Genomic DNA, 14991 nt, shown 5'->3' with positions numbered 1-14991 from the left:
AAGGGCGAAGGAGACCCGATGATTCCAATCTTGCCGGATTCGGCTTGGCGAGAGTTTCGTAGCGCGCCTTCAAATCGGGGGCAAAACCACACCATCCACCAAGCGCTTATCGTTGACCATACAGGGCAAGAGCACAAGTGCTTCGTGAAGGCGGCTCCTCAGGGTAACCCCATGGCGTTCACTGAGGGGCTCGCCTGGCTGGTCGCTGACGCACTCGAGCTGCCACGCCCCAAGTTTGCCGCACTAATCCTACTTCCAGTCCAGAAACTACGGCAATGCATGCCGCTAGACCAGCACTGGATGCACTACGAGCATGTGCTGGCCTTTTGCTCGTCCGCTGTACCCGGCAAGCACATCACCAGTCGGTGGAATTGGCTTGCCGCCTTCCGAGCTGCGCGCGCCTTTCGCCACCAGGACGTCGCACGGATTGCCGCATTTGATGCCTGGGTAGAAAATCAAGACCGGCACACCGGAAATTTTCTACGTAACAGCGCTGGTGACTTCGTACCCATCGACAACGAATTCATTCTATACACGTTGGTCTGGGTAGCCGGCGGAATTACGTGCGCGCCCAACAGTCTTCGCGCACAAGCACGCGAGATGCTCAAGAGCGCTGGCTATACTAAGTTCGAGGCTGCGATGGTCGTGGCTTCTCAACAGCACGAGCAAGCATTCCTGAAAGTGACGCCATCGCTGCAGCAGTTCATCACCGCGATGTATGCCGATGCGGCGGAAGGTACAGCACGCGCAACGGACATCCTGCAGTTCTTGGGGCAGCGTGCTCAGTCAGATTGGCTTGCCAACGAACTTGGACACATCGTATGAAGAGCATGTTCTTATCCGCTGGGGACGACCCCTACGCTCATCTGCGAAAGCATGCTACCGCTGTGCCGAGGGCCGAATTTGAGGGCACTTGGGCAACGATTGAACTGCAGCCCGACGCCTTTGCCAGGCAGCGGTACACAGTAGGCGTCGCAGTGGCGGACCAGGATGGCAACTTCATCTTTCGCTTGCTCGAGGATGTGAGCAAGTTTGATTGCCTCTACGGTCGAGATGATGCGGCCGAGATTCGCACGCTCATTGAGGCTGCTGAGCACGGGCTGCTGCGAGCACAGAAGTCGAAGATTGCTCTCGCTGATACGCAGTTTGACACCGGGATGGTGATGTTGGGCGACCTGTGGCCAACCTCTGGCAGGTCAGTGGATGCCGTACTAAGCCGTCTCTTTGTAGACGTCGTTCCGTTTATTCCAAGGGAAGAACGAAAGACGCGTGATTTTGTCACCCTAGATAATGCTGCGGTTCGGAGGCTTGTGGATGACGAGCTGAAACGTATTGCGGGATTGTCTTTCGAACGCTTGAGTGTCTACCCACAAAGGGCGGTGGTCGACAGGACATCAGGGCAGTCACATATGCTCGAGTTCAATCTGGAACCAGCGGGTAAGGTTGGTAGTGTTATCTCAGCAATCTACAAGACTCCAACCAGTGTCGAGCTGAACTTCCTCCGCGCGTCCAGAGACCTGGCAACATACTCGCGCATTAGGGAACTCGAAGACCGGCAAATCGGGCTCTTCGTGATGGTTCCTGCGGACGGTTCGATGCCACCGTCGGAATTGGAGCGCATCGAGAACATTCTCGGCGAGCAGAGCTGGAGTTTGGAGAAGCAAGGCTTTGTGGTTTCCATGCACGATGCCGCGGGGCCCCTGGCGCGTGATGTGTGGGAGTGGGCGTCGGTTGAGCAATAGCAGCTGCCCGGACAATGTCCTCGCGGTGCACACCACCGCGCAGTTCATCGCGGGCGAGGTTCTTCGGTGGTCGTGACCTTAGCCGTCGGGTGAACGCTCCTGTGCTCAAGCACGTTGTCCAGGGCAACCAGGAGTGACGGGCTGCGATGGCGTACGCCATATTGACTCATTCCGCCCGACGCCGATTACGCGTTGCACACCCCCACCAGCACTGACTTACAGCCGCCGTTCAATAAGCTTTTGCGTCAGGTCCTCAAGCACTGAATCGGGCAGCATGAATCCGCTGAAGACTTCGTATAACGGCTGAACGGCCGTCTTTACGTGCTGGCTAAGCGCAGACACCGGCGTGTCTGCGGGTACCGATACCATCGACACGACGACGTCTTGCCTCGTCTTGCGCGATGAAACATACCGCATCGGGTCTGCCCAAGAGGTTAGCTCACGATTATTGAGACCGCTCCAGCGGAAAGCAAATTTGAGGGTAGCCTCCTCGTTGACCTGCAACGCCTTCGCAAAGGCCAAACCGACAGCGATTGCCTCGGTCACCCTGAGTACAGGAAGAATGGCGTCCAGGAACTTCATCGGCTTAGGGGCGTTCTTGCCAGATGTAATGTCGTCCTCGAGCGCCCTATAGCTGTAAAACCGACCGATGGGGGCCTGCCGCATAAAGTCAATATGGTTGAAGTACTCCGAATTTATCGTCACGATGAGCGATTCCCATCCGCCGTTGTGAACATAGGGACGAGCGGATTCGTCGGAGAACTGTCGGCTGTCCAGCCACACTGGCCAACCAGTGTAGTCGGGATTGCTCGCATTCAACTGCCATGCAAACTGGTCTAGCGGAAGAGGCGTGAACTCGCCATCGATTATTAGTGCAACCTCCCATGAACCATGGGGTGGTAACGCTAAGCCACGCTCTTTGACGACGGCCTCAAAGCGTCCCATCCCCTCATCCAGGACTGCCTCCATTAGGTCGCTGTCAGATGGTTGCTGCGGCGGCGAAACGCCCCCAAGCGCTGCAACCAATTCTTGGAGCATCGTAGGGCCGACGCCAGCGAGATGCCGACGGACGAAGCGGCCAATGTCTGCCTCGCGATTGTCGAGGCAAATTTCAATGAGGTCCCGCCAGTCCTTCCATTTAATCTTCGTGGAGCTGACTGAGTTATTCGCAACGAGGGTCCGAAAGTACACCTCGTCTGCGCGGATTTGGGGGTTCCCGTCGACAAAAAGGTCAGCTTTGGCTGCGACGGGCGTCCGCAACCCCGACGGAATCACGATAACCGGAAGCTCGATGCCGTCGCGCTCGACGTACTCCACACCCACCTGAAACGGCTCCGAAGCGTACTTGGATACGAGAGACTGGATGACATCCGCATGGAAGTCATCTCGTACGCTGGCCGGCGCGTTTTCCATGTCAGGGGTCAGCGTCTCATCGTTCAATCCGATAATGAGGAAGCCCCCATTTCGGTTCCGCAATGCAAGCGCCGCTTTCACGATTTTCGCTTGGCCCGCCGCGTGCGCCGGCGAAATCCAAGTCTTGATTTCAACGTTCAGATTTTCACTTGGACGCAGCACAAGCTGCTCAATAAGCTCACGGTTGGTATCCACCATTGCGCTTCCACTCCCGGCAAGTCGTTGCAAGCGCATCAGTATCGCATCGGGCTACTGTGTTGTGAGCACTTGGTATCGCATACCAGGAGTCGCTTCGCGAGGTAGCCGCTCACTTCGGAGCACGAGCGCAGGACGCCGGATGACCAAGCCCCGCTTGGCTCACGCTCACCTATAGGCCACTGCAGTACGTCAACCAGGCTTCTTGTACAGCCGGACAATGCCATTCTCGGCAGCGTGGGCGAAGCAGTTGCGCAGCCACCAGAAGGCAAGAGTGAACGCATCATCGTAGACAAGTTCCGGTGCGGGAGGCGCTGCAAACAAGTCTGTTGGTTCGCTCCGGATAGACACCGCCTCCATCACCTTCGATGCCCGCTCCTGCCAATTGTCGAAATCTTCGAGCAGTTTGCGGGAGACACTAGGTCCAAAGGTCGCTCCCGAGTAGTACGGGTCAAGCAATTCCACGAAAGCGCTGTCATCTGGGTACACCTCAGGCTTCGTGCGGTCGTAGCCAATCATCTTGGCAAGAACGTCGTGCCAGTCGCGGCCTTGGCATCCCAGCGCCAGCGAGTACTCCAGGCGAAGGTCATAGCTATAGATTGCCGACCCAACAAATTCATGTGTGCGGTAGCCTCGACGAGCGACCGCACTGCCGTCCAGGTACACCGCTTTTTCCAGCTTCAGGCCCGTTGTCGGATGGACCCAATCATCCACTGACTCGACACTGTCTTCCACAAGCTTCAGATTCTTGAACACCTCGTAAACGTACATTCTCAGTTCCCGCATCGTCACGATGTGAGCACGCCGGCTGGCCTGCTCACGCAGCGCTGAACTTGCTGCGGGAGAGTATAGGGCTGGCGAACGAGGATGAATTGCGGTGGCGTAAGCCAAGGATATCCAAGCCGGAAATATGTCCTCAATGCTAACCAATTTTTGGTAATTCCCTGGCAGCGTCGCCTTGTCCGGTTTCTTTCACCAACTCTTTCAGAACCAAAAACAGTGCTAGGCTAGGGGGTGGCACCAACAAGATGCCAGCTACTTCTTCCGCCTGCAGATATCCATACCCGAAGCATATCGAGTACCTGCCTTACTTTTTCGTCATGGCCGCGCAAAAAATTGACCGTTTTGGCACCGAGCCGAACACTTGGAAGCTAAATGCAGAACAAGCAGCCAGGCAAGCGATATCGTCGCTTCGCGGATATATCTATCAACTCCATGCCTCTCTTAGAGCCTGGATGCGCCTACCCGACGATGGGGAGTTGTATCTTGAGGTGGCTGAAGACTACGCAGAGCTGCTTGCCGGCCCCGGTCACACCGAGAAGACTCTTCATGCAGTGCAAGTCAAGGATACTAGAGAGTCGGGAAGCGTCACACTGAACTCGCAAGAGGTACTAACTACCCTGAAGTCTCTCTTCTCTCTCCAAGAGGAGAATGCGGGGAAGCAAGTGTTTGTGACATTTCTAAGTACGTCACCCATTGGCAAGGAGAAACTTACTCCCTTGATGAGCGGCGTTCCTGCACTGGAGGCCTGGACACTCGCCAAAAATGGGAATCATTCAGTTGTCGAACTGCTCGAAGCTCTTCGCACCCGAATAACAGAAGGCGAGCTTGGAAAATTTCTCACTAGTTGTTCCGAAGAGGATTTTCGCCATCGATTACTGAACCGAATTACGTTCGCTTGCGGCGCACCCTCGTGGGACGCGCTTGAAGAAGAGGGACGAGAATTCTTGGTCGCCAACAGGTTGCTTGTTCGTGCGGAAGCGATATCCGCGTCGAACTCGTACGATGCGCTAATGGGACACCTATTCCGCGTGGTGCTACGGTCAGGGTCGCGCATGTTAGACCGGGACGCGTTCATTTCGGCCTTCCAGTCCGCGACCGCCGTATCGGTTCCGTCGCAACATTACATTGACCTCAGTGACGCAGCGATGCGTGCAGGGCCGGAAGTCGCGGCGGAGCGCCCCGACAACCTCGCAATCAACGAAGCCCTGTTGGTCAAGGTCGCACGTCAACTCTGCAACGTTGGGAGGCCGCCTTCCATCACTGCGCTGTTTCCTGAGGCGTCCTCCGGCGTACGGTTGGCTTTGGAATCCCTGTCCAAAGCTGAGCGTTGGGCAACGGACAACAATAGCTTAGACAAGCGCAATCCTCGACGAGTACGAATCTCGGAACTCGTCATCCACTCAGAATTGCATCACCTCGTCTATGCAACGCCCGGCGCCGGGAAGAGCCACACTTTCTTCCGTTTGGCAGAATTCCTTCTTGAAGCAGCAGAGCGGCAAGTATTGGAGACGGAATCGTCGGAGACTGACGAACGCGCCGACCCGAGCAGCGTTAAGTCAACGCAACCAATACCGCTTCTTCTGCCCATCGGAGGCATGAAGACCGCCAACGACGTGCTGAATCAGCTGTCGGACCTACTTCCGACAGGGAGCGCAGTCAGCGCATTGAGAAATCCGCGAGTTTGCGTCTTGCTAGACGGATGGTCTGAGTATGCTGTCGGAGACCCTTCCCAACGAACGGAACTGCTACGCATTCTTTCTGATGTGAAAGTCATCGCCTGCGCACGACATGCTGACGAGAACGACTCCACGTTCAAGTGTTGGGTACTGGAACGACTGGCGCCTCATGACATTCGGCACACGGTGGCACAAGCCTTTGGCGATGCAAAGCGGCTCGATGACGCGCTTATGGGATTGCTTCAGCTTCCCCTTATGCTTTCCCTTTATTTGCTGCTGGGCGGTGCAGCGTCGACGCCAGGAGAGCTCATTGCCTATTTCCACCGGCACGTATCAAAAGGCTTACCAGAGCAGTACAGTGGACTTCTGAGCGACGCTGTTTCGCTGATTTCCCTACGCAAGGACAGGTCTTACCTCAAGCTAGAGGCGGCACTGGTAAAGCACGCAGGCTCGTACAAGGTCGATAACCCACTCCATCTCTTGCACAGTCTCGGCACCATTACCCGACGAGGCAACCTGGCCATACCTGTCCATGATTTGTACTGGAGTTGGCTATCCGGCGTGGGCACTCTACGAGGCTCACGCCTGTGGCAAGCCATCGGCCAGCTGGACAGCCGCGAGAGCCTGAATCTTGCACTACAGTCGGGTGAGACCGCGGAATCGGAGGATATCCCAAGCGTCGCCGACGTCGATGCGGTTCTCGCGATAGGGCTAGATGCGAGTCTCGGCATGCCTTCTATGAACTCCGCGCTGGTTGCAAAGCTCGACGCAATGTTCACTCACCCTAATCTCGCGGTGAGATGCCGAGCCGCCGTTGCCGGGATGCGCTCAAACAAGGCGTCCTTCGTACGCAAGGCCCTCGAAGTAATCCGGGAGACATCAAAGCTCAAGCTCTATGTCGCAGCGTTTAGCGCAGCCATAGACGTATCCATTCTTTTTTCTCACAAGGAAGTTCTTGCAACTTGGCTCGGTGCTGAAGGAACGGACACCGTACTCGACGAGATTGCGGCAAGGGGAGACGAAAACTGGCTGCCGTGGATTGAGAGGATGTACCGACTTGGTCGAATCGAACCGAAACGAGCTGTCGCTTGCACATTGGCGTGCGGAACGCGGGTTCCTCAGTGGACGATGCCGTATCTCAAGCCACTGGCTGAAGAGTCAGCATGGTTGCTCAGATTTGTCAGCGATAGACGCGCCAATAAAGAGTTCGCCCTTTGGGTGGCGCAAAACTACCCGAATGGTGGCGAGAACCTCTCTGGCGGCTGGTGGCATCTCAATAAGGTATTGCTCTCTTGTGGAGACGACAATGTCTATGCCACGTTGCTAGCCTGCTTCCCAGAGATGGAAACTCGGGCGCAGCATCTTGTGGGGATGGCCGTCAAGGAAATGAGTGAGCCTTGGATAGGCAGATTCCAGCGGGTTGCTTTTGCTGCGGAAGGTCACACCCATCATAACGGATTGCGAGACCTGGTCAGCCTCGACATCGATGATGTTACGGCACGGGATTGGATTGCGCGGGGATACTATGAGCAAGGGTGGAGAGTTCTGATTGCTCGACATGGCAACGATGTGTTGCCAGAGCTAATAGCAGAGCTGCCTGACTCCTTCGGTGGTCATCAACATTTGCCGGCACTCGAAGCGATATCATTTTTTGAAGACCTACCTAGCGAGATTCTCGACGAGGTGTCTAGGCGCCTCTATAACCCCACAACCCAATCTCTTGGCATCAGCCCAAAGGTCGGCGAGACAATTATCTTCGTAGCAGCACAAGTGCAGTCTGTTGGCGTTCCCTGGCTCGTTCGACAATATCTATCGGGCTTCAGGTTGGGCGCATATCACGGAAGACTTCTACTTGAACGCTACCTAACATGGAGCAAGCAAACTGGGATTCGACTAGGAGCGGCTACGCCGGTTAGCAATGCTCCCTTTGAAGTCCGGTTCGCAAGGCAGTTCGTCGACAACTGGGAGAAGCATTTCTCTGCACAGGTCTTGAAACTTGTTCCCGAAGTTGCGATTGAAGCGGTGCTGCAGCCGTTCGCCGACGACGATGAGAAGGCCGCCCAGATTTTGGAGGCCGTCGGAAGCCTGCAACAATTCGACCAAAGACTTCTTGACCGGATGATGGCGAGTTCGACGTTGATGCCTCTGATTCCAAAGGTTTTTGGTAACGTCATAAACGAACTTCCACCTGAGCAACTTCTCATCTTCGCCAAAAGTGGCGCGCTGAATATCGACCGCCTTCTCCACGACCTGCGCTCGGCAAGCGACCCATCGTTCTATGAGACGCACCTGGAGTTGCTCAATGTGGTCGTCAGTAGCCCGCTGAATCTGCACAACGTTAGATATGTAGCCAACATGTTTCGCAACTACGCCACTGACGTATTGCTAATCCACCTGGAACAACTCCTCTCCGCTCCGAGGAAGGAACATCTTAGTGATAACTTGCAGTGGCTATTACGAGAGATTGGAGAGATTCGTCGCGAGCTCCTTGTAAATGAGGACGGCTTGCTGTTGCGTTCTTAAGTAGGTGAAAAGGCTTTGCGCTTCCTCCTTGGATGCAAATCGACATACGCATCCGTCAATTCACCCCGGTATACGGACACATGGCAACGCGCACCATCGAGCTTGTCTACGACAACCATAGCCATCTACAGGTCACGGCAGACTCCGTGCTCGACGGCGATGACGCCCACAAGCACCAGCTACGGCTAGAAGACGAAGTTGTCAGGCTGGAAGATGGGCGTCGACGCTACACCTGCCCGTATTGCCTTGAGCCATTGAGCATCCGGGGCTCCACCGACCGCATCTACCACTTTGCACACCCGAGAAATCCTGGTGCGGAGTGTCCGTACCGCTCGGGCTTTGTGCTGTCTAAAGACGAATGGGAGGCGCTCAGTTACAACGGCGCGAAGGAATCCGCGGCACACCGGCAGGTCAAATCATGGATAGCAGAGAGCCTACGGGCGGACCGCAATATCGACGCCGGCTCTGTTGTCGAAGATGAACGTATGCAAAGCTGGCGCGACCGGTCCAAATGGCGAAAACCTGATGTGCGCGCGACTCGGGATGGCAAGACGCTGGTCTTCGAGGCTCAACTCTCCACCACGTTCGTCGCAACCATAGCAGCCAGACGGAAGTTCTACCTTGGCGAAGGTGCCCTGCTCTTTTGGATATTTCGCGAGTTCACCCTCTCAGAGAGCGAGATGCGGTTCAGTGAGCGCGACGTTTTCTACAACAATAACTGGAACATCTTCGCAATCGACGCCCACAGCGTCGAAACGACACGCCAGGCTGGAGAGTTACATCTCTGGTGTCGTTGGCAGGAACCCGTTGCGCAAGGCGGCTCTATCCAATACCGTTGGCATAAGAAGCTAGTGGGCTTCTCGGAGCTCACGCTCGACTTTGGCCGCCAACGCGCCTTCTATTTCGACTTCGAAGCAGCCCTTAAAGAAGCTAACGCGAAGCTGATGGGCGAGAAGGCAGCAGCATTCCACGAGGAAAGGCGAGCCCGCCAGTTTGAGAACAGACCATACATCTCGCCGCGCGTCGAGGCAAAGCTGGATACGGATATCGCCGAATGGGTGGGCCTTGAAGCGAGTTACGCGACGATGTCGAGCGACCTGGAGCGAGTATGGCTTGCTGCAGATGAGGCCACGAAATTTAGTACGCGACGCGTTCAAGACTACGCCTATGCCGTCCTAGCACCGTACCTCCGCGCGGCATGCCCAACCGCTCCCAAGACGCTCGAGGGTCGGGAAGACCTTCGTCTCATCCTGGGTGCACTCATTTCACTCCGGTTGGGACGAATCGTGGGGAGTCGCGCCGTCAACCTCAAGCATCTGGAAGACATGGTCTTTGGCGCTGCCTTCGGCTACTACAGCGTCTTCTGGTATGCCGCAGGCATACATGGGCGGCTGTCGGATATTGGCTACGATGTTCGGGACTCAATCGCTTCACGCAACTACGGTATCTACCGCCAGAAGACGAACGCCAACGACGAGGTGCGAACGGCCGACTTTGACAGGGCGTTCTACATTCTTTTTCCCGAACTACAGCCGGCGCGTTAGAAGTCAGTCGCGAGATTCGGCCCTGCCATCCGTGAAGTGTCTCGTGAAGCCTTGGGTCCCTGTTTCCTACACTTTTCGGACATTTCTGGGCCAGATTCATACAGGATTCGGACAAACCGTCCTACGCAATGCGCCCGAAAAGTCAAGAATCGGACAGAACAGGCGACAGGGGGACCGTTCTTGACGCGAAGCCACATCTTTGTCGGGCCTTCCTTTCGGGGCCCTGAGCACCGGACCTGCGCCAACGCGCCAACTCTTAGGCTAGGCAGACGCTTACCTTCACCCACGTAACGAATGAGCACGTACTTCCATCACGTCGACGCCCTCGCGTTCCAGCACCAAGTCGCAGCAACGTCGAAAGAACTGCACTTCCGCTTGGATGAACTCATACAAGCAAGCAAGGCGTCCATCGATGCGTTCAAGGAGTCCATTCGCACGCAGAAACCGACCGAGAAATCGCCAGGCAATGTCTTCCAATATCGCCTCACCTCTCTCATAGCCCTCGTCCAGACATACAAGGACTTAATAAAGGAGGCGGGACTGGGCTTCAGTTGGGGGAGCTTAATCGCGGACGTGGCACATGCTGATTTGATGCAGCGGATGCGGAATAGCCTGGTTCATGATGGCTACAGGCTGATTGCTCTTTGGGCGGAGGGAAAGTTCTACGTTGCCGTAAACATCCGACGCAAAGGCATGCGAGGAGAAGCGGTGGAAATCGAAGCGCCCGAGCAAGATGCGGAAATGCTGTGCCTCGAGTATGTCCGAAGCTTCTCGGCCGAGCTATCCGCACGACTGCGCGAGCTTCCCGAGAGCGCGAAGTTGAAAGGGCCTTACTACGACTACGATTGGTTCGCCGCAGCGATGCTGCATCCAGCGATAGGAGAGTTTCGCCAACCCATGCCCAGCCGGGAAGAATATGCAAAGCTCAAAACGGACGAGAGCTCCCCGCTAGACATTGCGGTAGGCGTACTGACTGCGGTGCGCGATGTCTGTGAGGCGCGCATGAAGGAGCGGCTGCAGCCGCCTTCAGCGTAATGCCTGAACTGGAGACATGCTCAAGGCACGTCGCACCTTCAAAGGCTCAGCGAGGAGACCGCTAGGGTCGCGACTCAAAAAGGGGGAAAGAGAGGGGCGGGAAAGGAGATACGCGGGCCAAACGGCCGGCCGGCGAGTCTCAGTACAAGGCTCTAGCGAGTGCCTGATTAAGCACAATAGAATGACGGGCGAGCGGGCCGTCAGGGGCATGCAAGAGCGTCGGGAAGCGACGTCTTAAAGTGCAATATAAGGCACAAACGCCGAAAAATAAGAAAGGGCAACCCTAGGGGTCGCCCTTCTCAAAATGCTCCAAACCGCCTAAGCATTAGTTAGAGCCAATGCCACGCCCGGCGCGGGTTTCCGGGCAATCGGGGGGTGGCCATTGGCTTAAAGTAATGCGTTCATTGGCTCTTAGTAATGCTTAGAGCCACATGGCAGGTCACGCGCGATGGTGACGCTTACACGTTCACCGTATCCGCCACTTCCTTGAAGTCCTCGATCTGGTCGAAGTTCATGTACTTGTAGATCTTGTCGCCATTGGCGCTGAGCACGCCCATGTCCGACATGTACTCTTCCTTGTTCGGAATGCGGCCAAGGCGCGAGCAGATCGCGGCCAGCTCGGCGGAACCCAGGTACACGTTGGTGTTCTTGCCGAGACGGTTCGGGAAGTTACGCGTGCTGGTCGACATCACCGTCGCGCCTTCGCGCACCTGTGCCTGGTTACCCATGCACAGCGAGCAGCCCGGCATTTCGGTACGCGCACCGGCCGTGCCGAAGACGCCGTAGTGGCCTTCCTCGGTCAGCTGCTTCTGGTCCATCTTGGTCGGCGGCGCGACCCACAGCTTCACGGGGATGTCGCGCTTGCCTTCCAGCAGCTTCGACGCGGCGCGGAAGTGACCGATGTTGGTCATGCACGAACCGATGAACACTTCGTCGATCTTGGCGCCCGCCACGTCGGCCAGCGTCTTCACGTCGTCCGGGTCGTTCGGGCAGGCCACGATCGGCTCGTGCACGTCGGCCAGATCGATCTCGATCACGGCGGCGTACTCGGCGTCGGCGTCCGGCTCCAGCAGCTTCGGATCGGCCAGCCATGCTTCCATGGCCTTGATACGGCGCTGCAGGCTGCGCGGGTCCTGGTAGCCCTCGGCGATCATCCACTTCAGCAGCGTGATGTTGCTGTTGATGTATTCGATGATCGGTTCCTTGTTCAGGCGCACCGAGCAACCGGCGGCCGAACGCTCGGCGGAGGCGTCCGACAGTTCGAAGGCTTGTTCCACCTTCAGGTCGGGCAGACCTTCGATTTCCAAGATGCGGCCCGAGAAGATGTTCTTCTTGCCTTGCTTGGCCACGGTCAGCAGGCCCTGCTTGATCGCGTACAGGGGAATGGCGTTGACCAGGTCACGCAGCGTGACGCCGGGCTGCATCTTGCCCTTGAAGCGGACCAGCACCGATTCCGGCATGTCCAGCGGCATCACGCCGGTGGCGGCGGCAAAGGCCACCAGGCCCGAGCCGGCCGGGAAGCTGATGCCGATCGGGAAGCGGGTGTGCGAGTCGCCGCCGGTGCCGACAGTATCGGGCAGCAGCATGCGGTTCAGCCACGAGTGGATCACGCCATCGCCCGGGCGCAGCGAGATGCCGCCACGGGTGCTGATGAATTGCGGCAGCGTGTGGTGCGTCTTCACGTCCACGGGCTTCGGATAGGCGGCGGTGTGGCAGAACGACTGCATCACCAGGTCGGCCGAGAAGCCCAGGCAGGCCAGGTCCTTCAGCTCGTCGCGGGTCATCGGGCCGGTGGTGTCTTGCGAGCCCACCGAGGTCATCTTCGGTTCGCAGTACGTGCCCGGACGGATGCCCTTGCCTTCGGCCAGGCCAACCGCGCGGCCCACCATCTTCTGGGCCAGCGTGTAACCCTTGCCCGTATCCACCGGGTTCAGCGGCAGGCGGAACAGCGTGGACGGGGCCAGGCCCAGCGCCTCGCGGGCCTTGGCGGTCAGGCCACGGCCGACGATCAGCGGAATACGGCCACCGGCGCGCACTTCGTCGAACAGCACATCCGACTTCACCTTGAATTCGGAGATCACGGCACCGTTCTTCAGGGCCTTGCCTTCATAGGGACGCAGTTCCACCACGTCGCCCATTTCCATCTGGGACACATCCAGCTCGATCGGCAGTGCGCCGGCGTCTTCCATCGTGTTGTAGAAGATCGGGGCGATCTTGCTGCCCAGGCACACACCACCGAAGCGCTTGTTCGGCACGTAGGGGATGTCTTCGCCGGTGAACCACAGCACCGAGTTGGTGGCGGACTTGCGGCTGGAGCCGGTGCCGACCACGTCGCCCACGTAGGCGACCAGGTGGCCCTTTTCCTTCAGCGATTCGATGAACGCCACCGGGCCGCGCTTGCCGTCTTCTTCCGGCTGGAACGCCGCGCCTTCGCGCTTGTTCTTCAGCATGGCCAGCGCGTGCATCGGGATGTCCGGGCGGGTGGTGGCGTCGGGGGCCGGCGACAGATCGTCGGTATTGGTTTCGCCCGGCACCTTGAACACGGTGATGGTCATGCTTTGCGGCACTTCCGGACGGCTGGTGAACCACTCGGCATCGGCCCAGCTTTGCAGCACGGCGCGGGCATTGGCGTTGCCCTTGTCGGCCTTTTCCTTCACGTCGTGGAAGGCATCGAACATCAGCAGCGTGGTCTTCAGCGCATTGGCGGCCACGGTGCCGACTTCCGCGTCGTCAAGCAGCTCGATCAGCGGGGAGATGTTGTAGCCGCCCAGCATCGTGCCCAGCAGCTCGGTCGCACGGGCGCGCGAGATCAGCGAGGTCGACTCCTTGCCCAGCGCCACGGCGGCCAGGTACGAGGCCTTGACCTTGGCGGCGTCGTCCACGCCGGCCGGCACGCGGTAGGTAATCAGGTCCAGCAGGGTCTTTTCCTCGCCCGCCGGCGGGTTCTTGATCAGTTCGATCAGCTCGGCAGTCTGCTTGGCGGTCAGCGGCAGAGGGGGGATGCCAAGCGCGGCGCGTTCGGCGACATGGGCGCGATAGATATCAAGCATGGGAACCTGCTGTTAATAGGGTTTTAACGGTACTGCTCTTGTCTCTGTGGGGCTGGCGGCGCAACACCGCCAGGTGCCGCGTGATTGTAGACCGAAGTCCGCCCGAGATCAAATGTCTTATATCTTATATAAGAGTTAAATATCATGAAGCACTGTTTGACAAGGGATTTCGGGTGAATGACTGCATCCATTTGACATGTCAGCCACCGGCCGCCATGCAAGCGGGCAAAACCCGGAGTGGAGATTCCGGCGCGCGGAAGTCCCACGCCAGCCGCCCTTTACAGAGCCTTATACATCACTTTTATGCCTTGCCCATGCGCCGTCGGGCACGTTCGTCTTAAGTTCCGCGCCCCGTATTCGTTAACCACCTTGCAGGCGCAAATGGCGCGCCGATGCGCTCCTGCGTCCGATGCCCGTCCAGCTCAAACGGCCAAGCTGAACGGGTTTCCCCCTTTTTATCGGCCCTTTGCTTGCCTGCGATTCGGGAAGAATGGCAGGCATTCCGACACAGGCATCTCATGGCGAACACGCTTTCCCCCTCCCAGACCGGCGGCAATCCGAGCAAGCGCGGCCGACTGTTGCTGATCGGCGGCGGCGTGCTGGTGGTGGCCCTGGGCGTTGGCGGCTTCGTGCTGGGCAGCGTCATCGGTGGCAATCGCCAGCCGGCGGCGGCAGCGGCTCCGGTGGTGCCGCCCCCGATCTTCGTGCCGCTGGATGCGTTCACCGTGAACCTCAAGAGCGAGGACGGCGACCGCTTCCTGCACACGGGGCTCTCGCTCAAGGTGGCGGACAGCGAAACCCAGGCTCGCCTGGCGCAGTACCAGCCCGAGGCACGCAGCCGCATCCTGCTGCTGCTGTCGGCCCGTCAGCCGGCGGACCTGGCGACCGTGGAAGGCAAGCGCCGCCTGGCACAGGACATCCAGGCGGCGATCAGCCAGCCGTTTGCCCCGAGCCTGCCGGCGCAGAAGATCCTGGATGTCTTGTTCACATCGTTCGTGGTGCAGTAAGCCGTACCCCTGCCGCGCGAACC

The 14991-nt window shown here is 58.0% G+C and carries 9 protein-coding genes; 6 read left to right on the top strand and 3 right to left on the bottom strand.

Annotation, left to right across the window (positions count from 1 at the left end; all coding sequences use genetic code 11):
* The first annotated feature begins 18 nt into the window (after nucleotides 1-18).
* Both BLR29_RS09885 and BLR29_RS09880 read left to right on the top strand, forming a co-directional pair.
* On the top strand, nucleotides 19-825 hold the full coding sequence (locus BLR29_RS09885; protein ID WP_092136797.1) for a HipA family kinase: 807 nt from the start codon (nucleotides 19-21) through the stop codon (nucleotides 823-825).
* Nucleotides 822-1742 carry a hypothetical protein gene (locus tag BLR29_RS09880; RefSeq protein WP_092136796.1) on the top strand — a complete coding sequence of 307 codons (921 nt, stop codon included), beginning with the start codon at nucleotides 822-824 and terminating at the stop codon, nucleotides 1740-1742. The genes BLR29_RS09885 and BLR29_RS09880 overlap by 4 nt, the downstream gene beginning before the upstream one ends.
* 216 nt (nucleotides 1743-1958) lie before the next feature.
* Here the strand turns inward: BLR29_RS09880 and BLR29_RS09875 are convergent, their stop codons facing one another.
* On the bottom strand, nucleotides 1959-3353 hold the full coding sequence (locus tag BLR29_RS09875) for an AlbA family DNA-binding domain-containing protein (protein WP_092136795.1): 1395 nt from the start codon (nucleotides 3351-3353) through the stop codon (nucleotides 1959-1961).
* A 189-nt stretch (nucleotides 3354-3542) separates the two neighbouring features.
* Nucleotides 3543-4121: a hypothetical protein gene (locus tag BLR29_RS09870; RefSeq protein WP_092136794.1), complete on the bottom strand. Its 579-nt coding sequence runs from the start codon at nucleotides 4119-4121 to the stop codon at nucleotides 3543-3545.
* 257 nt (nucleotides 4122-4378) lie between these two features.
* On the opposite strand from BLR29_RS09870, the gene BLR29_RS09865 reads away from it, so the two are divergent.
* From BLR29_RS09865 to BLR29_RS09855, 3 genes are all read left to right on the top strand, one after another.
* Nucleotides 4379-8332: an NACHT domain-containing protein gene (locus BLR29_RS09865; RefSeq protein WP_143018433.1), complete on the top strand. Its 3954-nt coding sequence runs from the start codon at nucleotides 4379-4381 to the stop codon at nucleotides 8330-8332.
* Between the two features lie 80 nt (nucleotides 8333-8412).
* Nucleotides 8413-9876: a DUF6035 family protein gene (locus BLR29_RS09860; RefSeq protein ID WP_143018432.1), complete on the top strand. Its 1464-nt coding sequence runs from the start codon at nucleotides 8413-8415 to the stop codon at nucleotides 9874-9876.
* A 294-nt stretch (nucleotides 9877-10170) separates the two neighbouring features.
* Nucleotides 10171-10911, top strand: a complete 741-nt coding sequence (locus tag BLR29_RS09855; protein WP_092136791.1) for a hypothetical protein — start codon at nucleotides 10171-10173, stop codon at nucleotides 10909-10911.
* 458 nt (nucleotides 10912-11369) lie between these two features.
* Here BLR29_RS09855 and BLR29_RS09850 read toward each other — a convergent pair whose 3' ends face one another.
* Nucleotides 11370-13961, bottom strand: coding sequence for a bifunctional aconitate hydratase 2/2-methylisocitrate dehydratase (locus BLR29_RS09850; RefSeq protein ID WP_092136790.1), 2592 nt, complete (start codon nucleotides 13959-13961; stop codon nucleotides 11370-11372).
* Nucleotides 13962-14479: 518 nt separating this feature from the next.
* On the opposite strand from BLR29_RS09850, the gene fliL reads away from it, so the two are divergent.
* Entirely contained in the window at nucleotides 14480-14968 is a 489-nt protein-coding gene (fliL, locus tag BLR29_RS09845; RefSeq protein ID WP_092136789.1) for a flagellar basal body-associated protein FliL, read from the top strand.
* The last annotated feature ends 23 nt before the right edge of the window (nucleotides 14969-14991 follow it).

The sequence above is a fragment of the Cupriavidus sp. YR651 genome (assembly GCF_900101625.1).
Classification (GTDB): Bacteria; Pseudomonadota; Gammaproteobacteria; order Burkholderiales; family Burkholderiaceae; genus Cupriavidus.
Note: the sequence above shows the minus strand (reverse complement) of the source record. Positions and strands in the feature narration are given on the sequence as shown.

Excerpts from the sequence above, each read along its gene's own strand:
- BLR29_RS09885 (WP_092136797.1), top strand. The coding sequence starts at position 19 with ATGATTCCAATCTTGCCGGATTCGGCTTGGCGAGAGTTTCGTAGCGCG.
- BLR29_RS09880 (WP_092136796.1), top strand. The coding sequence starts at position 822 with ATGAAGAGCATGTTCTTATCCGCTGGGGACGACCCCTACGCTCATCTG.
- BLR29_RS09875 (WP_092136795.1), bottom strand. The coding sequence starts at position 3,353 with ATGGTGGATACCAACCGTGAGCTTATTGAGCAGCTTGTGCTGCGTCCA.
- BLR29_RS09870 (WP_092136794.1), bottom strand. The coding sequence starts at position 4,121 with ATGTACGTTTACGAGGTGTTCAAGAATCTGAAGCTTGTGGAAGACAGT.
- BLR29_RS09865 (WP_143018433.1), top strand. The coding sequence starts at position 4,379 with ATGCCAGCTACTTCTTCCGCCTGCAGATATCCATACCCGAAGCATATC.
- BLR29_RS09860 (WP_143018432.1), top strand. The coding sequence starts at position 8,413 with ATGGCAACGCGCACCATCGAGCTTGTCTACGACAACCATAGCCATCTA.
- BLR29_RS09855 (WP_092136791.1), top strand. The coding sequence starts at position 10,171 with ATGAGCACGTACTTCCATCACGTCGACGCCCTCGCGTTCCAGCACCAA.
- BLR29_RS09850 (WP_092136790.1), bottom strand. The coding sequence starts at position 13,961 with ATGCTTGATATCTATCGCGCCCATGTCGCCGAACGCGCCGCGCTTGGC.
- fliL (WP_092136789.1), top strand. The coding sequence starts at position 14,480 with ATGGCGAACACGCTTTCCCCCTCCCAGACCGGCGGCAATCCGAGCAAG.